Source organism: Solirubrobacter soli DSM 22325 (genome assembly GCF_000423665.1).
Lineage (GTDB): Bacteria > Actinomycetota > Thermoleophilia > Solirubrobacterales > Solirubrobacteraceae > Solirubrobacter > Solirubrobacter soli.
This window is the reverse complement of the sequence record NZ_KE384070.1, coordinates 624,810-643,268: the sequence shown is the minus strand read 5'-3', so window position 1 is coordinate 643,268 and position 18,459 is coordinate 624,810. Positions and strand designations below refer to the sequence as shown.

Genomic DNA, 18,459 nt, shown 5'->3' with positions numbered 1-18,459 from the left:
CGCTGTCGCGCTCAAACGACGAAAGGATTCGGATGAAACGGTCATCCGCCGAGCGGCTCGAGCCGCTCGCTGCAAAGGTGCCGGAGATCACGCTGCTCTTCTGGGCGATCAAGGTCTTGACCACCGGCATGGGCGAGTCCATGTCGGACTTCCTCGGTCAGAAGAGCATCCCGATCGGAGGCGCGATCGGCGTCCTCGGCTTCGCGTTCGCGATGCGTCTCCAACTCCGCCAGCGCACGTATCGCGCATCCGTGTACTGGTTCGCGGTCGCGATGGTCGCGATCTTCGGCACCATGGTCGCCGACGTCCTCAAGGACGGAACCGGCGTGTCCTACGCGGTCACCACGCCGGTCTTCGCCGCGATCACCGCGCTCGTGTTCTACCGGTGGCATCGCAGTGAAGGCACCCTCTCGATCCACAGCATCACCACCCGCCGGCGCGAGCGCTACTACTGGAGCGCCGTGCTGGCCACCTTCGCGCTCGGCACCGCCGCGGGCGACCTCACCGCGATCACCCTGCACCTCGGGTTCTTCGCCTCGATCGTCCTCTTCGCCGCCGTCATCTCCATCCCCGCGCTGCTCTGGTGGCGCGGCCTGCTGAACCCGATCGTGGCCTTCTGGAGCGCCTACGTCGTCACGCGTCCGCTCGGCGCCTCGATCGTCGACTGGCTCGGCAAGGCCCGGGTCGACACCGGCGTGGGCCTCGGCGACGGCACCGTCAGCGCCCTCGCACTGATCGTCTTCGCCGCGCTGGTGGCGTACGCCGCGGTCAGCCGGACCGACGTGCAGCGAGTGCGTCCACGCGCGATCCCTCAGCCGGCCGAAGGCTGATCTTTTCCCAAATCGCCAGGGGCGCTGGCTACCGTCGGTCAATGACGACAGTACCGGGCGCGATCGCACCGACCAACGAAGAGGCCGTACGGGCATGGGACACGGTCCTGTACGAGCGCTGGAAACAGAACCGCAACGTGTTCGTCGGCGCGCTCGACGGGCTCACCGAAGAGGTGTTCGAGCAGTTCCCGCCGCCGCATGCGGGGCGCTGCATCGACATCGGCTGCGGGTTCGGCGAGACGACGCAGCGATTGGCGCAGCTCGTCGGGCCGGACGGGTTCGCGCTCGGCACGGACTCGTCGCCGCACTTCATCCAGGACGCCGTGCAAGAGGCGGTCGAGGCGGGCGCCGAGAACATCGGCTTCGAGACCTCCGATGCGCAGACCGCGGTGTGGGAGTCGGTCCACGATTACGCGTTCTCGCGCATGGGGACGCAGTTCTTCGCCGCGCCCGTCCCGGCGATGCGGGCGATCCGGGGCGCCCTCAAGCCGGGCGGGATGCTGGTCATGATCTGCTGGCGGCGCAAGACCGAGAGCCCGATGTGGGCGGACACCGAGCAAGTGGTCCAGCGGTTCCTCACGCGGCCGGACGAGTACGACGCCGACACGTGCGGGCCGGGTCCGTTCTCGCTCGGCAACCCGGAGACGACGCGCGGGATCCTCGCCGCCGCCGGGTTCACCGGCATCGAGCTCCATCCCCGCGACTTCGACTACTTCCTCGGCGCGAACATGGACGAGGCGCTCGACGCGATGCTCGCGATCGGCCCCGGCGCGGAGCTGATCCGCCTCAACGGCGAGCACGGCGAGAGCCGCCGCCCGGAGATCGCCGAGGCGCTCGCCGCGCACTACGCCGGCCGGCAGCGGCCCGACGGATCGATCTACAGCCGCGCCGGCGTCTGGGTCGTCACCGCCTTCGCGTAGCGCGACCCGAAAGCTCGGCCTTGGCCCGCACCAAGCAAGAGGGTCTACCTGGAGCGCGGCTCGTCGCCGACCATACGCCGCATGACTCGCGATGTGGTGATCGTCGGCGGCGGGATCGCCGGACTCTCAGCGGCCTGGCGCCTGCGTCACCGCGACATCCTGCTGCTGGAAGGGAGTGATCGGCTCGGCGGGCGGATGCGCTCCGACCCGTGCGGCGACTACTGGCTGAACTACGGCGCGCATCTGTTCCCGTCGCCCGGCTCGCTCGTCGACCGCATGGCGACCGAGTGCAAGCTCGAGACCGTGCCGGTCTTCGGCGGCATGATGGGCCTTGCCGTGGACCGGACGATCATCGAAGGCGGGCGCGTGGAGTCCTATCCGTTCCGCCTCCCGCTGTCGGTCCGCGAGCGGATCGCCTTCGCCCGCGCGGGCTTGAAGGTGCAGCTCGCGGTGCGCCGCTACAACGCCGCGCCGAACAAGTACGAGTTCATGAACGACCGCACGTTCGCGGAGTTCCTCGGCCCGCTGCCGCCGAAGGTCCGGATGATCTTCGCCGGCGCGGCGCGGCGTGCCACGGGGGAGCTGGACGAGCTCGCCGCGGGCGCCGGCGTCGGCTTGTTCGCGATCGTGTGGGCGGGCAAGGGCTCGCTGATCTCCCGCAACCTGCGCGGCGGGACCGGGGAGCTGCCCGCGGCGATCGGCCGCGAGCTCGGCGACCGCGCCCGGGTGGACAGCCGCGTGGACGCCGTCCGGCCGGACGGCGGCGAGCTGGTGCTCTCGGTCGGCGGGGAGGAGATCCGCGCCCGGCACGTGATCATGGCCGCGAACGCGCCCTACGCGGCGCCGCTCGTCGCCCCCGTGGCCGAGCGCACAGCGGACGCGCTCTCGAAGCTCACGTACGGCGCGTTCCTGAGCGTCGCGGTCGAGACGAACGAGACGACGCCCATGCCCTACGACGGCGTCTACGCGATCGCCACGCCCGGCCGCGCGTTCGACATGTTCACCAACCAGGCGCACGCTCTGCGCGTCGGTCCGCGCAAGCCCGGTGGGTCGCTGATGCTCTTCACCGGCGCCCAGGCGGCGGCGACGCTGATGCGTGAGTCGGACGAGGTGATCGTCGAGCGTTTCCTCGCCGACCTGCACGCGATGTACCCGCGCACGCGGGGCGTGATCGCGAACGCGACGGTTCGCCGCTGGGAGCTCGGCAACGTCTATGCGAGCCCCGGCCGCGGCCGGCTCCAGCCCGCGCTCGAGGGCGCCCTCGGCGCCGAGCAGAACCTGCACCTGGCCGGCGACTACTTCGCCGCGCTGGGCACGATGGAGGCCGCCGCCCAGACCGGGCTCGCCGCGGCAGAACGAGTCGACTCACTGATCCGAGAGGTCACCCATGTCTGAGTTCCACGGGGTTCTTCCCGCCATGATCACCCCGTTCACCGAGGACGGGAACGGCATCGACACCGACGCGCTGCGCGCGTTCGTCGACCGGCTGATCGAAGCCGGCGTCGGCGGCTTGGTCCCGGGCGGCAGCACTGGCGAGTTCACGACGCTCACCAACGCCGAGCGCCGAACGCTGATCGAGGTCACCGTCGAGGCCGCCGCGGGGCGCGTCCCCGTGGTCGCGGGCACGAGCGCCCTCTCGACGCGCGAGACGGTCGAGCTCAGCGTCCACGCCGAGCAGGCCGGCGCGGCCTCGGTGATGATCATCCCGCCCTTCTACGACGCGCCCGCGTGGCGCGAGCTGAAGGCCCACTTCGACGCGGTGGCGGCCGCGATCTCGATCCCGATCACGTACTACAACATGCCCGGCGTCTCGGGCGTGACCCTGACCGCCGAGCAGCTGCGCGAGCTCCCGATCGCCTGCCTGAAGGACACCGGCGGCGACGCCTCGTTCGCGCAGGAGCTGATCCAGACCGACGGGCCGACGCTGCTCAACGGCTACGACACGCACACCTTCCACGCGCTGGCCGCGGGCGTCGAGGCGGTCGTGTGGGGTGTGGCATCGATCATCCCCGAGCAGGCCGTCGAGCTGCACCGCCTGCTGATCGATGACATCGACCTGCCCGCGGCGCGCGAGCTGTGGGCGCGCATCTGGCCGCTCTGCCACTACCTCGAGACGATCAGCTACTCGGCCGGCGTCAAGACCGCCGCCCGGCTCGTGGGGAACACCACCGGCCCGGTCCGCGCGCCGTTCCTCGAGCTCGAGGAGGAGTCGGTCGCCCGCCTGGCCGAGCTGGTCGAGATCGCGACCGCCGCACCGGTCGCGTGACCGCCGTGGACATGCGCAACCTCGTCGGCGGCGAGCTCGCCGACGCGGTCGAGGGCGGCACGCGCGAGATCATCAACCCGGCCGACGGCCAGGTGATCGGCCGCGTGCCCGAGGGCACGCAGGCCGACGTGGAGCGTGCGGTGGCGGCCGCCCGCGAGGCGCGCGTCGCGTGGGGCCGCACCACGCCCGGCGAGCGGATGGATGCGCTGCTCGCGCTCGCGGATGCCGTCGACGCCAACCGGGCCGAGCTCGAGGCGATCGAGTCAGCGAACGTCGGCAAGCCGAGGTCGCTGGCGGCGGAGGAGCTGCCGATCTGCTCGGACGAGCTGCGCTTCTTCGCCGGCGCGGCGCGCACGATGCACGCGCCCGCGGCCGGCGAGTACAGCCCGTCGCACACCTCGTTCGTCCGCCGCGAGCCGGTCGGCATCGTCGGCCAGATCGCGCCCTGGAACTACCCGCTGATGATGGCGATCTGGAAGATCGCACCCGCGCTCGCGGCCGGCAATGTGGTGGTCCTGAAGCCATCGGAGATACGCCACTGAGCACCCTGCGGCTGGGCGAGCTGGCGGCGGAGATCCTTCCGCCCGGCGTGCTGAACGTGATCACCGGCGAGGGCGATCCGGTCGGCCGCGGCGTCGTCACCCACCGGGACGTCGCGCTCGTCTCGCTCACCGGCAGCGTCGGGACCGGCAAGTGGATCGCGCGCGCCGCGGCCGACAGCCTCAAGCGCGTGCACCTCGAGCTCGGCGGCAAGGCGCCGGTCGTGGTGCTCGACGACGCCGACCCGGCCGCGGTCGCCGCCGGGCTGCGGATCGCCGGCTTCTGCAACACGGGCCAGGACTGCACCGCCGCGACGCGCGTCATCGCCACGCCCGGCATCTACGACGCGCTGCTGGAGGAGCTCGTGCCGGCGGCGCAATCGCTGCGGGTGGGCGATCCGGCCGAGGGCGACGCGATCGAGATGGGTCCGGTCGTCTCGGCCGCCCAACAACAGCGCGTGCTCGGCTTCCTCGATCGCGCGGCGGGCGCGGGCGCCAACGTCCTGCTCGGCGGCTCCGCCGGCCGTGACACCGGCTTCTTCGTCGAGCCGACGATCGTCACCGGTGTGGCGCAGGACGCGGAGATCGTCCAGAGCGAGGTGTTCGGACCGGTCATCACCGTCCAGCGCGTGGCCGACGCCGACGAGGCGATCCGCTTCGCCAACGACGTCCCGTACGGCCTCGCGGCGTCTGTGTGGACGCGCGACGTCGGCGTCGCCATGAACGCGATCCGCGCGCTCGACTTCGGCTGCGTGTGGGTCAACGACCACCTCCCCTTCCTGTCGGAGATGCCACACGGCGGCTTCAAGGAATCCGGGTACGGGAAGGACCTCTCCACGTACGCGCTGGACGACTACACCCGCGTCAAGCACGCGATGATCAACCTCCGATGACCGCGGTCATCGTGACGGCCCCGAGCCGCAAGGTAGGGTTGCGTCCTTGGAGCACTCCAAGGCAGAGCTTTTGTCGTTGCAGCAGATCCGTTGCTTCTGCGCTGCCGCCGAGTACGGCTCGTTCACCGCGGCCGCGGAGGCACTGCGGGTCTCCCAGCCGGCGGTGGCCGAGCAGATCCGCAAGCTCGAGAACGCCCTCGGCGCCGATCTGTTCGTCCGTGCCGGCCGCGGCGTGACGCTCACCGAGGCGGGCGAGGCGTTCGCCCAACACGCGACGCGCAGCCTGCGGGCCGTCGAGGACGGCGCCGACAGCGTGGGCGAGCTGACCGGCCTGCGCAGCGGAACGATCGCGATCGGCGTCTTCGGCGAGCCGTCCGCCTGGCGCCTCGACGAGCTCGCGGTCTCGTTCCTGCGACGCCACCCCGACGTCTCCCTGCGCCTCATCGGCAACAACTCCTCGACGATCACCGAGCGCGTCCGGCGCGGCGAGCTCGAGGCCGGCGTCGTCGCCCTGCCGATCGACGACGACAAGCTCGAGGTGCATCCGATCGTCCGCGACGAAGTGCTCTATGTCAGCGCCTTCCCTGAACGCACGCGTGAGCCCGCGACGATCGAGCGCCTCGCGGACAGGCCGCTGGTCTTCTATGACGCGGAGTCCGCCGACAACGACCCGATCCGGCGACTCCTCGCCGAACGCGCGCAGGCGCAAGGTCTGCGGTTGGAGTTGAAGGTCGAGGTCGAGCTCAAGGACATCGCGATGAGCCTCGTCGCCGCGGGAATCGGCGACACGTACATCCCCTACGCCTACACGCGCGCTCCGTACTTTCCCAAAGGGCTGAGCACCGTGCCGTTCAGCCCCGCGCTCTACGAGACCCACGCCATCATCGTGCGGCCGGGAACCCGTGTGTCACCGGGCGTGCGGGAGTTCCTCACCGAGCTCGAGGCGCACATGCGGTCCGTCGCCGAAGAGTTCGACCGACACCGCTGATCGGCGACGCCTTCAGGTGTCCGGACGGGCTGGATGTCAATCCGATGAGTGACGTCAACGAGCTGAGACTGTTTGACGTCTCCCGCCGTGCAGACGTAGCATGAGCTGATCGTCCAACTGTGGGCCTTAGCGGCCGCACGCAGGTCTTTTGCGCGCTCGCCGGCCCGTGTCGTTCTGCTTGAGGAGGGTCGCTCATGCCTCGTCGCGTGAGACAATGGTGGTTGCCCGCGCTCTGCGCGGCTGCCGTACTCTGCCTGCCGGCCACGGCCAGGGCCCAATCGAACGCCGGGTGCGACAACCGCGTCAACGACACCCCCGGCAAGCTGGTGCCGTGCATCACCACGAGCGATCTCTGGACCCATATGGAGGCGCTGCAGGCGATCGCCGATGCCAACCCCGGCGCGGACGGCCATCCCTCACGCAACTCGGGTGAGCCCGGCTACAAGGCGTCGGTCGACTACGTGGCGGCCGCGATGCGCAAGGCCGGCTACGACGTCACCGTCCAGCCCTACACGTTCACGTACTCGTCCTACATCGGAACGCCCAGCCTGAGCGAGGTCTCACCCACCGCGCGTGCGTTCAAGCTGATCGACGAGTGGAACCCCGGGTCGAGCCAGGGCGACGCCACTCGCGTCCAGGTCGTCCCGGCCGGTCACACCATCATGCCCCCGACGCCGACCCCGAGCTCGGCGAGCGGTTGCCTGGCGAGCGACTTCGCGGGCGTGGCGGGCAAGATCGCGCTCGTCCAGCGCGGCACCTGCACGTTCGGCACGAAGGTGCAGAACGCCACGGCGGCGGGAGCCGTCGGCGTGGTCATCTTCAACGAGGGCAACCCCGGCCGTACCGGCGCGTTCAGCGGCAGCATGGTCGACGCGGCCGGCAACCCCTTCGTGGCGACGATCCCGGTCGGGTTCGTGACCTTCGCGATCGGCCAGAGCCTCTACAACGAGTACACGGCCGGCACGCCGCCGGTCATGAGCCTGAGCATCCACCAGATCGTCGACCCCAACCGCACGGACTACAACCTGATCGCGGAGTCCAAGGGCGGCGACCCCAACCACGTCGTCGTCGTCGACGGCCACCTCGACGCCATCTACGGCGCGGGCATGCTCGACAACGCCTCCGGCTCGGTCACGATCCTCCAGATCGCGCAGGAGATGCGCAAGGTCCACCCGCTCAACAAGCTGCGGTTCATCTGGTTCGGCGGCGAGGAGCTCGGCGAGCTCGGCTCGAAGTACTACGTCAGCCACCTGTCCCCGAGCGAGCTGGCGAAGATCCGCTACGACCTCGACGCCGATGTCATGGCCACGCCGAACTACTCGATCGGCATCCTCGATCCGGCCGCCGTGGACCTCTTCGGCCGCACCGTCAGCAAGACCTTCCCGGCGAACGTGTACGAGCCGTCGAAGTTCGCCCGCGACCTCGGGGTGAACTACTTCGACTCGATCGGCAAGAACCACATCTTCTTCTCGCCGGTCGGTACCGACGCGGAGCAGTTCCAGCTCGCCGGCGTCCCTGCCAGCGGCCTGCTGACCGGGCAGGACTGCTGCAAGACCCAGGAGGAGGTCGACCTCTTCGGCGGCTCCCTCGGCAACTACGAGGGCAACGTCCCGAGCTTCGACGGCGGCTGCGTCGACAACCCGTTCCGCTGGTGCGACAACCTCAGCAACAACGACCCGACCGTCTTCACGTTCATGTCCAAGGCCTTCGCCGACATGACCGTGCGCATGGCGTACAACACCAGCGTCGTCTGGGCGGGTGAGGACGTCCACAAACCGAAGGGAACCCCCGCTCCGGCGGGGCCGCGAGGCTCGACGACGAGTTAGCCCCAACCGTGGCGCCGGGCGATGCCGAGCCCGGCGCCACAACCACTCCTGTCAGGCGTGTCGCCCAGGCGGGACGGGCCGCTCAGCCTCGACATCCCACTCATTGTTCCTTCTTGACACGGGCAGGACCGAGCGGCGACAGTCGGGTCGTGAGCCCGGCGCAGGCCGGCTCCACCCGGGGCGCGGAACCACCGACCGCCGTACCCGCTGTTCAGCAAGGTGGCAGGACGCCCACTTCCCGAGGATGACATCGACGGCGCCCCGAGCGCGCAGCGTCGCTTGCAGGTCCCCTGGTGCGTGACCGATCCGAAGCTGCGGCAGTTGCGCTGCGACGGCCGGCCGCCGCCACCGGAGACGAAGCGCTCATGACTGCTCGGTCAACGCGCCGACAAGGTCCTCCCAGGCGTCTCGCCGCACCGCGGAGCTGTTCCCGGCGCCGAAGCTCTTCGATGACTTGCCGACGCGTTCGACGGCGTCGGCCAGCCGCGCCTCGAGGGCGTCGGTGGCCGCGGAGCAACCGGCGGAGGCGGGCAACTCCGAAGGGCTCGGATACGCCAACGGCAGGTGTCGCCACCCGTACGCGGCCGCCCAGTCGTGGAGCCCGGTGATGAATGCCAGCCGCGCCTGCCAGTGATGACAGTCCGCGGCCACCGTGGCGATGAGCTTCCAGGCCGCGTCGTCCTCGGCCGACCACGCCGGGTCGAGCGCGGCGCCATTCTTGGCCCGCTGTTCCCACAACGCGCTCCGTCGCATCGCGCAGGCGGTGACGAGGCGGACGACGTACTGGGCGCACTCCCAGTCGTGGCCGTCGCGCGGTCGCGCCTTCGTGACGTCGACCCCGGGGAAGTAGGTGGCCGTGAAGCGCTTGAACGCCGCCGTCTCCCGCAACGCGTCGAGGTCCGGATCCTCGGCGAGCAGCCACTCCCGCCGACTCGCGACGTACCCGCTGCTCGCTCGTTGCAGCGCTCGTTCGAGCTCTTGCACCGCCTTGACGGAGAGAAGCTCCTTGTCCTCGTCGCTCGCGCCCGTGAAGCGGATCGCGAGCGCGTACAGGCTCGCCGCGTTGTATCGCTCCGCCCAGGTCACTCGCCCGACGATCTCGCTCACGCGTCGACTCCTGCTGACCCGTCGCTCGAGTTGATCCACGGTCGGCGGCGCGCTCCACCCCCGGAGGCGGACTCTCACGCACTCCTCGCTGAGCGCCACCGCGCGGCGCGTCAGGCTTGCGTCCTCGAGACCGAACGTGATGCGCGGGATGATGCCCCGGAGCTCTTTGAACGCGTCCTCGCCTTGTCTCTGGAAGTAGGCGCAGAGGTCGTCTTCGCCCTTCGCTGTGGCGGCGTCCGCTCCCGGGAGCGCAGAGCTCAGCCGAGCACGGAGCTCCGCGCGCTGGGCATCGCGCGGCAGCAACGGCTCGTGGTCGGGCTCCACCCACCGCGCGGTCAAGCGCTCACCCGAGCCGAGCAGCACCGCGCGCCGGTACTGCGCGACGCGGGCCGAGCGATCCCGGGTCCGTCGCGAGCGCCAGTCGAACAGCGCGTGCGTCCAGCCGCGGTCGCAGGCGCGTGCGAGCACGCAGACGTCGTCGTAGGTCGCGAGGGCGTCGAGCGCCATGCCGACCTTCTCCTGCACGAATCCGATCTTGAGGCGCACGTCGATGTTCTTCGGGTCGTGATTCAACGCGAGATAGAACTTCTCCAGCGCCTCGTCGTAGCGGCGGGCGTGACACAGGTTCGACGCCCGCTCATAGTCGTCGAGCAGGTGCGGTGGCATCACGAACCCCTGCCACGCGCTCCATGGCGGACGGCGGCCCGGGTGGCTGCGCGGAAGGATGAACGCGGCGGCGAAGTTGGACGCCCGGTCGACCACCGTCTCCCACGTCGGCGCCCAGCACGTCTCCGGCGTGGTGGCGAGGTTCGGCAGCAGCACGACCTGAACCGAGACGCCGAACCTGGGCGCCTCTTCGCGCTGGATGAGCGTCGCGTGCACCTCGTATGCCTGTGTCGGCCACGCGGCCTGCACGAGCCCGGCGATGAACTTCCCGGCGCTGTTCATGCCGGAGCCGGCCTGCGCGACCAGCTCGACGAAGCCACTGGCCGGCGCGACGCCGGGCTGCGCCCCCGGACTGGCCAGGTGCAGACTCGCCATCCGCTTGCGGAAGTACAGCGTCAAGTGCTCGAGCAGCCCGTCCTCGAGCTGCTGTGCCGAGACCAGATCGGCGACGGCGATCGCAGGCGCGTGTCGCCCGAGCCACCGCAAGCGCGCCAGCCGAACGAAGTACGCCAGCAGCACGGCGAGCAATGCGGCGACGCACCCGGCAACGGCCGGAGACGCCAGCGTGCGCTCGATCCGCTCTCCGATCAGCGGCGCCGAGTCGATCTTCCCTTTCGTGGACGCCTCGCCGGTGACGGCCAGCGCGACGATGATCAGCGCCGCCAGCGTCGCCGCCGCGAGCACGCACGAGACCGCAGTGGGCCAACCGGGCACCCGCGCCCGTGGCATCTGCGAGTTGCGCCGCGTTGCGATCGACATCGCCCTTCTGTTGCGATCCTAAACCGATCGGGGATGCCGGCGCCGGAACTCGCGCTCGGCGAACGGATCAACAACGCCGACGATGGCGATGCCCGGCTCTCGGCCTCCTTCGCCGCCCGTCGAGCTGGCGCGTTGGTGGGGGTGCGGACGCCGAGTGCGGTCAGACCGCAGTGGGCGTCCTCACCCCCTGGCCCGCCCCGCCCAGGAGCGGCAAAGCGATCACGGCCACCGGCGAGAGGGAGGCCCACGGCGTGTCAGCGCTCAGGCTGGCGGACTCCCATGATCCAGACCGAGACGATCGTGTCATCCGCCGGCTCGTTGACCTTCGCGACCGGGGTGATCTGGGCCTGGATGCATTGCCAACGGCCCTGCTCGAAGACGTACGTGTCCGTGTACGTCGACATCGACGTGACCGCTTCGCCGTCCTGGCGAACGGTCTCCTTGTTCGTCGACCGCACGAGAGCGACGTCACCGACCACGGTGATCAGCTCGTCGCGGACGTCCCAGTACACGATGACGTCGGGGTCGAAGCCGGTTGCCCAGCCCTCGAGGTAGGTCGCACGGTCCACGCGCGAGCCGTCGCTGCGGATGTAGAGGAAGCTCGGGTGGAGCAGGGCGTCGTGCGCCGCCACGTCGTTGGTCACGAAGTTCTCGATGAACTGCGCGTTGATCGCCCGCAGGTCTTGGCGGGACGCGAGGTGGCCGGCACTCATCCTGCGACCGTACGCCATGTCCCGCTGCGCCGAAATCACGGAAACCCCCAATCTTTCGCGCGATCGGCTATGCCCGGCCGAACCATCGGGCGAGGTGGTCGTCCAGGTCCCGCTGATCGTCGCCGATCCAGGCGACGTGGCCGTCGGGGCGGAGCAGGACGCACGGGACGTCCAGCTCCGCGGTGGGATCGGCGAGGCGGTCGACGCGGTCTGACCAGCCGCCGACCGTCAGGCGATCGGTGCGGTCCAGCAGCAGTCCGCGGCCGCGATGCTGCCGAGCACGTCCTCGGCGACCGGATGACGTTCGGCCTGGTAGGTGTCCAGCAGTGCCTCCGGCGCCCAGCCGCGGATCTGGGCGGCCAGTTTCCAGCCGAGGTTGAACGCGTCCTGGATGCCGAGGTTGAGGCCCTGCCCGCCGATGGGTGGGTGGATGTGAGCCGCATCGCCGGCGAGCAGCACCCGCCCGACCCGATAGCGCTCGGCCAGCCGTGTGGCATCGCCGAAGCGCGACAACCAACGCGGGGAGTGCACGCCGAAATCGGTGCCCGCGATGGCGTGCAGCTGCTGTCTGAAGTCCTCGATGGTGGGCGCCACCGCGCGATCGCTGACGCCTGCGGCGGGGACCACGACGCTATAGACCTCTGCGCCGAAGGGCCTGAGCCAGAAGCGCCCATTGGTCGCGCGGAGCTCGGCCAGCTTGGCCGCGACCTCCTCCGGCGCGACGCCCACCTGCATCTCGCCCATCAGCGTGTCGGCCCGCGACGGCTCGCCGGGGAAGCCGACGCCGAGCCGTTTGCGCACCGTGCTGCGCCCGCCGTCACAGCCGACGAGATAGCGCGCACGCAGCTGTTCGCCGTCGGCGAGCTGGACGGTCACGCCGGCCTCATCCTGCTCGAGATCGGCCACCGCACAACCGCGCCGCACCTGCGCTCCCAATGCCATCGCGTGGTCTTCGAGCAGCTCGACGATGACCGGTTGCGAGATGCCCAGCAGATATGCAGAGCGACGATGCGGACGAAGGACACGGGCTCGGTCTCCTTCTCCAGAACGAGCACCCGCAGATCGTGCAGCCGCAGTTCGGCGGCCAGCATCGCTCCGGTCGGCCCGCACCCGGCGATGATCACGTCGAACGTTGGGGCCATCCGCGCCGAATCGTAGAAGCCGAGGCGGGCCGGCCGGGTCTTGTCTCGCGTGGGAGGATTCGCCCGTGGACACGCGCGACGTCCACGAGACTGCGCCCGCTCAGCTCGAGGTCGAGAACCAGCGGCTGCAGCGGGCGCTGCGCGCTCGCTTGGAGGAGTCGGAGGCGCTACGGCGTGTGGCGATGCTGCTGGCACGTCAGCACGAGCCGGAGGCCGTCCTGGCACTGGTCACCGAGGAGGTCGCCGGACACCTGGATGCCGCGATCGCGGTGACGTTGCGCTACGACAGCGGCGACCACGCCACGGTCATCGCCTCGTGGACCGAACCGGGGATCGCGCCTTTCAAGGTGGGCCGCCGGCTCGGGATCTCCCCAGAGACGGCGCTCGCGCGGGTGCGCGACGCGGGCGCGCCGGTGCGCGTCGATTCCTATGCGGGCATCGCGGGACCCGTTCCGGAGATCATGCGAGCGCGTCGAGTCCGCGCGACGGTCGCGGCTCCGATCTGGATGGACGGGCAGCTGTGGGGCGCGTTCCTGGCCGGCTCGACCGATGGCCCGTTCTCCCCTGATTCGGAAGCGCGTCTTGGCGCGTTCACCGAGCTCGTCGCCCAGGCGATCGCGAACGTCGATGCGCAGATCCGGCTCAAGGAGTCGCGTGCGCGGCTCGTCGAGACCGCGGACGTCGCACGTCGCCGGATCGAGCGCGACCTGCATGACGGCGCACAACAACGGCTCGTCGCGCTCGCGCTCTCCTTGCGGCTCGTCGCCCGCTCGGCGGAGGCGGGCACCGCGGCGGCGATCGAGCGGTGTATCGACGAGCTGCAGGCGGCGCTGGCCGAACTGCGCGAGCTCGCGCGTGGGCTGCATCCGGTGGTGCTGACCGAGCGCGGACTGCCCGCGGCGCTCGAGATGCTCGCCGGGCGCAGCCATGTGCCGGTCGCACTCGATATCGGCCTCGACCGCCGGCTGCCTCCGGGACACGAGGCAGCGCTCTACTTCGTCGCCGTCGAGGCGCTGACGAACGTCGCCAAGTACGCCGGAGCGCGCACCGCCGAGCTGACGCTGCGCGCCGGCGACGGCTGGGCCGAGATCGCCATCGCCGACGATGGCCGCGGCGGAGCCTGCGCCGAGAACGGCAGCGGGCTCCGCGGCCTCGGCGATCGAGTCGAGGCCCTCGGCGGCCGGCTCACCGTCACCAGCGCGACCGGCGAGGGCACCACGGTCCGCGCACGGCTTCCAGTCGGCGACGAGCCCGGCTGACCCGGCCCGGCGTTGCCCTTCACAGCGGCGCCGTTCCGGAGCAGAGTAGGCGCCATGCGTGCAGCCGTCTTTCACGAGCCCCACCGCGTCGAGCCGGGCGACCGGCCCGACGCCAGCCTGCGCGAGTCCACAGACGCCGTCGTGCGCGTCGCGTTGGCCTGCGTCTGCGGGACGGACCTGTGGTTCTACCGTGGCGATTCGCCGTTCCCGCCCGGCCCGATCGGACACGAGTTCATCGGCGTCGTCGAAGACGTCGGCGCCGACGTGCGGCTGATCGGCAAGGGCGATCTCGTCATCGCGTCGTTCATGTTCTGCGACAACACGTGTCCGCACTGCCGTCACGGGGTCACGTCGGCGTGCGTGCAGGGCGGGATCTATCCGACCAGCGGTGACGGCGGACAGGGCGAGGCGGTCCGCGTCCCGCTGGCCGACGGCGGGCTCGTCCGGGTGCCGGGCTCCGGCCACTCCGACGCGACGCTCGCCTCGCTGCTGGCCCTCTCCGATGTCATGTCCACCGGCCACCACGCGGCGGTCTGCGCGGACGTCCGGCCCGGCGCCACGGTGGCGGTGGTCGGTGACGGGGCGGTCGGGCTGTCCGGCGTGCTGGCGGCCACGCGCCTCGGCGCGGAGCGCATCATCGCTCTGTCTCGACACCCTGACCGGCAGGCGCTGGCCCGGGAGTTCGGCGCCACCGACATCGTCGAGCAGCGCGGCGACGAGGCCGTCCAGGCCGTCATGGAGCTCACCGAGGGCGTTGGCGTCGACGCCACGCTGGAGTGCGTCGGCACCGCCCAGTCCTTCTCGACCGCGATCGCGATCGCCCGACCGGGTTCGATGGTCGGCTGTGTCGGCATCCCGCACGGCGTCGAGTTGCCGATCGGCGAGCTGTTCCCCCGCAACAAGGGCATCCGCGGCGGCTTCGCGCCGGCGCGCGCCTACATCCCCGAGCTGCTGCCCGACGTCCTCGACGGCAGCATCGACCCGGGCCGGGTGCTCGACTACGTCACCGACCTGGAGGGCATCGGCGACGCCTATGCCGCCATGGACGAACGCCGGGCGATCAAGTCGCTGGTACGGGTCGGGAGCGTTTGAACCGCGTCACAGAACCGGTCGCCATCCGGTCCTCCTAGATGCATCTTCAACGCGCGAACGAAAGGGCGGCCGATGAGTCCCGCCACGCCTGACACGATCGTCCTCGTCCACGGCTTCTGGGTCACCCCCCGCAGCTGGGAGCACTGGATCGAGCGCTACGAGGCCAAAGGCCTGCGTGTGATCGCCCCCGCCTACCCCGGGCTCGAGGTCGAGGTCGAGGCGCTCAACGCCGACCCCACGCCGATCGAGCGCGTGACGGTCCCGGCGATCATCGAGCAGCTCGAGACCATCGTCTCAGAGCTCGAGTCGCCTCCGATCATCATCGGCCACTCCGCCGGCGGCGTCTTCACCCAGATCCTGCTCGACCACGGCTTCGGCGCTGCCGGCGTGGCGATCAACTCAGCGCCGACCGAGGGCGTCAAGCGCATCCCGCTCTCGCAGGTGCGCGCCAGCTTCCCCGTGCTCAAGAACCCCGCCAACCGCCACAAGGCCGTCGGTCTGAACTTCGAGCAGTGGCAGTACACGTTCACCAACGGCCTCCCCGAGGACGAGGCGCGGCGGCTCTACGAGCGCTACCACATCCCCGCCTCCGGACACATCTTCTGGGGCAGCGCGCTCGCGAACATCCACCCCGGCAAGGACGACACCTGGGTGAACTACGACAACCACGAGCGAGCGCCCCTGCTGTTCATCTCCGGCAGCCGCGACCACCTGATGCCGCCCTCGATCCAGCGGTCGAACGCCAGGCACTACACCCGCGACGTCATCACCGACGTCAAGGAGTTCGAGGGACCGCATCTGCTGCCCGCATCGCCTGGCTGGGAGGAGGTCGCCGACTACGCGCTCAGCTGGGCGCTCGAGCACGCGGTGGTCATGCGCGGACGCGAGCACGTGCCGACTTCGTGACCAACTGCGTTCCCGCCTGCGCGGTCGCGGTGAGGACGCCCGCCAGGGAGCGATGGCGTGCGAGCGAGCGCCGAGCCTTCGCGGCGAGCTTCAGCGAGACCGTCACCGGCTTGCCGGACTTCGCGTCGTAGCTCGCGCGCGCGACCAACCTGCCGCCCGCGCGCAGGGTGACGGCGCCGGCGGCGTCCTGGGAGAAGGGCTTCAGGGCGACCTTGATGACGCCCTTCCGGGTGGCGGTGAGGTGCGTCGACCGGAAGGCGATGACGAGCTTCGGCGGCGGAGTCGGGGCGGGCGTGCCCGGCTCGGGCGGCACGGGCTGCGGCGGCGGGGCGCTCGGGAAGGGCAGCGGCCCGAACTCGTCGAGGAAGCGCTTGTGCGAGATCTGCCCGTTCACGCAGGTCGCGGCCGCGCCGACCATGCTCGTGTCGACCATCGTCAGCGTGATCGTGTTGCCGTCGACCGTCTTGGTGACCGTCTGCGCCGCGCGCAGCGTCCGGTCGGGCGGCGGCGTCACCGAACCGAAGACCTGGTTGTCGCCAGGGAGCGTCGGCGACTGCTGGAACCCCGCGATCGAGGCCTGGAAGTCCGCGCACTGCGACGCGCCGACGAACAGCCTCGCGCCGAGGTTCCCCCAGGCGTCCGCGCTCGGCGGGCCATAGAACGTGTACGCCACCGTCCACGTCCCGGTCACGGGATCGATCGTCGAGGTGATTTGGCTGAAGTCCTGCGACGCCGGAAGGGTGGCATCGCGCGGGCTGTCGGTCGAGGTGGTCTCGGCGATCGCGGCGGGCGCGAGCGCGAGCGTGGCGATCAGGGCGAGGAGAATCGATCGCATGGTGGCGATGATCGTACGGGGGCCGCGGCGTCGCGCCGCGGCCCCCGAGCGACGATGCGGTTCGCGGGTCACCGCGCCGCGCTCTCGATGACGTCGGCGACCTTGCCGGCGTGGCTGATCAGGCCGAGGTGCGACGCCTTGATCTCAGTCACGCGGCCATGCGCCCGCTGGGCCATGAAGCGCAGCCCGGCGGGATCGATCGCTCGGTCCTGCGTGCCGATGACGAACCATGACGGGATCGTCTTCCAGGCGGCGGCGGTCGGCGCCTCGACGAACGCCGACTGGTCGACCGGCCGCTGGGATGCGGCGGCCAGCGTGGTGGCCGCCTCGGGCACGTCGGCGCCGATCACGGCGTGGAACCGGCTGGGCTGGACGTACACGTCCGTGCCGGTCTGCCCGCCGGGCAGCGTGTACGGGCGGGTGTACAACGCGGGGCCGAGGTCGTTGTTCGGGAAGCGCTGGCCGATCGAGCCCGCGGGCTCGCCGACGTCGAGCGCGAACGCGTCGACGAACACGAGCGACTTCACGTTCGTGAGGCCGGCGGCGGCCTGACCGATGACCGCGCCACCGTAGGAGTGGCCGACGAGCACGACCGGGCCTTGGATCGTCTTGAGGACGCTGGTGAGGTAGGTGGCATCCGAGGTGAGACCGCGCAGCGGGTTGGCGGGCGCGATCACCGGATATCCGTCCTTCTGGAGACGACCGATGACCCGGTTCCAGGTCGAGGCGTCGGCGAACGCGCCGTGGACCAGCACGACGGTGGGCTTGGGCGGGGTCTTCTTGGTCGGGGCGGCCAAGCTGTTGGTCGCCGTCAGGGCGAGCGCGACGAGCCCGATGGCCAGCAGGGCGAGGCGCCTGCGGATTGCTGTCTTGTTCGTCATGTCTGCCTCCGTGGGCCGGGGATGTTCAGGTGCCACCACGGTCGCGCGGCGCCGCTCTCGTCGCACCCGTGCTCGCACTGGTGGGCCGACTGGTCGGCGAGGACACGTGCACTCGCCCTGGTGCGACCAGTGGCACCCCCGGGTGCGAGCCAGGGTGCCGCGCGGGACGCTGGCGACATGAACCAGCACTCCCCCACCGAAGATCTCGCAACTCGGCTGGCCTTGGCCCCCGGGCTGGTCCGCGCCGGCGCCAGCCGCTGGGATGGCGGCCGCACGCCGATCCATCCACTCTCGCTGGAGAGCGCCTTCGCCGATCCTGCGCTCCTGCACGACCTCGGGGCACGGGGCGCGCGCTTCGCCCACGAGTTGGGCGTCGACGCCATCGTCGGCGCCGAGACGGCCGGCGTGCCGCTGGCCGCGGCGATCTCGCTGGCGGCGGGCTTGCCGTTCGCGTTCGTCCGCAAGCCCGGGTATCGCGGCCACGAGGTCGACGAGCCGCGGGTCCGCGGGGCGGAGGTCGCGGGTCGGCGCGTCCTGCTGGTGGACGACGCCGTCGCGAGCGGCGCGTCCGTCGAGCGCTTCGCCGCCGCGTTGACCGAGGAGGGCGCCGAGGTCGTCGGGGTGTTCGTCCTCGTCGACATGCGCGACGTCGCCGACAGCGTCACGAGCGTCGCCGCCGCGCTGCCGACGGACTCGGTCAGCACCTACCTGGAGGTCCTCGAACTGGCGGCGGCCAACGGCATCCTCGATCAGGCCGTCCACACGCTCAGCGTCGACGCGATCGTCAATCGCTGGAGCAGCGACGACCCGCGCTGGGAGCTCCTCGCCGCAGCGTGA

The 18,459-nt window shown here is 70.7% G+C and carries 14 protein-coding genes and 2 pseudogenes; 11 read left to right on the top strand and 5 right to left on the bottom strand.

Features of this window, described 5'->3' with window-relative positions; all coding sequences use genetic code 11:
- Positions 1-32 precede the first annotated feature (32 nt).
- The 7 genes and pseudogenes from G569_RS54405 to G569_RS54390 all read left to right on the top strand — a co-directional run bounded on the left by G569_RS54405 (position 33) and on the right by G569_RS54390 (position 8,262).
- Positions 33-830 (top strand): COG4705 family protein, encoded by a 798-nt coding sequence (locus G569_RS54405; RefSeq protein ID WP_053227480.1) that lies wholly within the window; start codon positions 33-35, stop codon positions 828-830.
- Between the two features lie 41 nt (positions 831-871).
- Positions 872-1,750, top strand: a complete 879-nt coding sequence (locus tag G569_RS54400) for a class I SAM-dependent methyltransferase (RefSeq protein ID WP_053227479.1) — start codon at positions 872-874, stop codon at positions 1,748-1,750.
- Positions 1,751-1,831: 81 nt separating this feature from the next.
- Complete coding sequence (locus G569_RS0135810; protein ID WP_064750520.1) at positions 1,832-3,145, top strand: protoporphyrinogen/coproporphyrinogen oxidase; 1,314 nt, start codon at positions 1,832-1,834, stop codon at positions 3,143-3,145.
- Positions 3,138-4,016: a dihydrodipicolinate synthase family protein gene (locus G569_RS0135805; RefSeq protein ID WP_028066975.1), complete on the top strand. Its 879-nt coding sequence runs from the start codon at positions 3,138-3,140 to the stop codon at positions 4,014-4,016. Before G569_RS0135810 ends, G569_RS0135805 begins: the two co-directional genes overlap by 8 nt.
- Positions 4,017-4,027: 11 nt before the next feature.
- Positions 4,028-5,448 (top strand): annotated as a pseudogene (locus G569_RS54395) (aminobutyraldehyde dehydrogenase).
- Between the two features lie 76 nt (positions 5,449-5,524).
- Positions 5,525-6,436 (top strand): LysR family transcriptional regulator, encoded by a 912-nt coding sequence (locus G569_RS0135795; RefSeq protein WP_169542314.1) that lies wholly within the window; start codon positions 5,525-5,527, stop codon positions 6,434-6,436.
- Between the two features lie 221 nt (positions 6,437-6,657).
- Entirely contained in the window at positions 6,658-8,262 is a 1,605-nt protein-coding gene (locus G569_RS54390; RefSeq protein ID WP_169542313.1) for a M20/M25/M40 family metallo-hydrolase, read from the top strand.
- A 363-nt stretch (positions 8,263-8,625) separates the two neighbouring features.
- On the opposite strand, the gene G569_RS0135785 is transcribed toward G569_RS54390, so the two are convergent.
- From G569_RS0135785 to G569_RS64945, 3 genes and pseudogenes are all read right to left on the bottom strand, one after another.
- A complete protein-coding gene (locus G569_RS0135785; protein WP_037501272.1) occupies positions 8,626-10,794 on the bottom strand; it encodes a tetratricopeptide repeat protein in 2,169 nt (722 codons plus the stop codon).
- A gap of 254 nt (positions 10,795-11,048) precedes the next feature.
- Positions 11,049-11,507, bottom strand: a complete 459-nt coding sequence (locus G569_RS0135780; protein ID WP_037501269.1) for a nuclear transport factor 2 family protein — start codon at positions 11,505-11,507, stop codon at positions 11,049-11,051.
- Positions 11,508-11,574: 67 nt separating this feature from the next.
- Positions 11,575-12,649: pseudogene (locus G569_RS64945) on the bottom strand (FAD-dependent monooxygenase).
- Between the two features lie 65 nt (positions 12,650-12,714).
- Here G569_RS64945 and G569_RS54380 point away from each other — a divergent pair.
- The 3 genes from G569_RS54380 to G569_RS0135760 all read left to right on the top strand — a co-directional run bounded on the left by G569_RS54380 (position 12,715) and on the right by G569_RS0135760 (position 15,906).
- The gene (locus G569_RS54380; protein ID WP_053227475.1) at positions 12,715-13,908 is read left to right on the top strand and encodes a GAF domain-containing sensor histidine kinase; all 1,194 of its coding nucleotides are present in this window, start codon (positions 12,715-12,717) and stop codon (positions 13,906-13,908) included.
- Positions 13,909-13,962: 54 nt separating this feature from the next.
- A complete protein-coding gene (locus tag G569_RS0135765) occupies positions 13,963-15,000 on the top strand; it encodes a zinc-dependent alcohol dehydrogenase family protein (protein ID WP_028066971.1) in 1,038 nt (345 codons plus the stop codon).
- A gap of 72 nt (positions 15,001-15,072) precedes the next feature.
- Positions 15,073-15,906, top strand: coding sequence for an alpha/beta hydrolase (locus tag G569_RS0135760; RefSeq protein ID WP_028066970.1), 834 nt, complete (start codon positions 15,073-15,075; stop codon positions 15,904-15,906).
- Here the strand turns inward: G569_RS0135760 and G569_RS0135755 are convergent.
- Together G569_RS0135755 and G569_RS0135750 are read right to left on the bottom strand one after the other, a co-directional pair.
- Positions 15,872-16,741 carry a hypothetical protein gene (locus G569_RS0135755; RefSeq protein ID WP_028066969.1) on the bottom strand — a complete coding sequence of 290 codons (870 nt, stop codon included), beginning with the start codon at positions 16,739-16,741 and terminating at the stop codon, positions 15,872-15,874. The genes G569_RS0135760 and G569_RS0135755 overlap by 35 nt on opposite strands.
- Positions 16,742-16,809: 68 nt before the next feature.
- The gene (locus tag G569_RS0135750) at positions 16,810-17,622 is read right to left on the bottom strand and encodes an alpha/beta fold hydrolase (protein ID WP_028066968.1); all 813 of its coding nucleotides are present in this window, start codon (positions 17,620-17,622) and stop codon (positions 16,810-16,812) included.
- 177 nt (positions 17,623-17,799) lie between these two features.
- Between G569_RS0135750 and G569_RS0135745 the strand changes: the two genes are divergently transcribed.
- Entirely contained in the window at positions 17,800-18,459 is a 660-nt protein-coding gene (locus G569_RS0135745; RefSeq protein WP_028066967.1) for an orotate phosphoribosyltransferase, read from the top strand.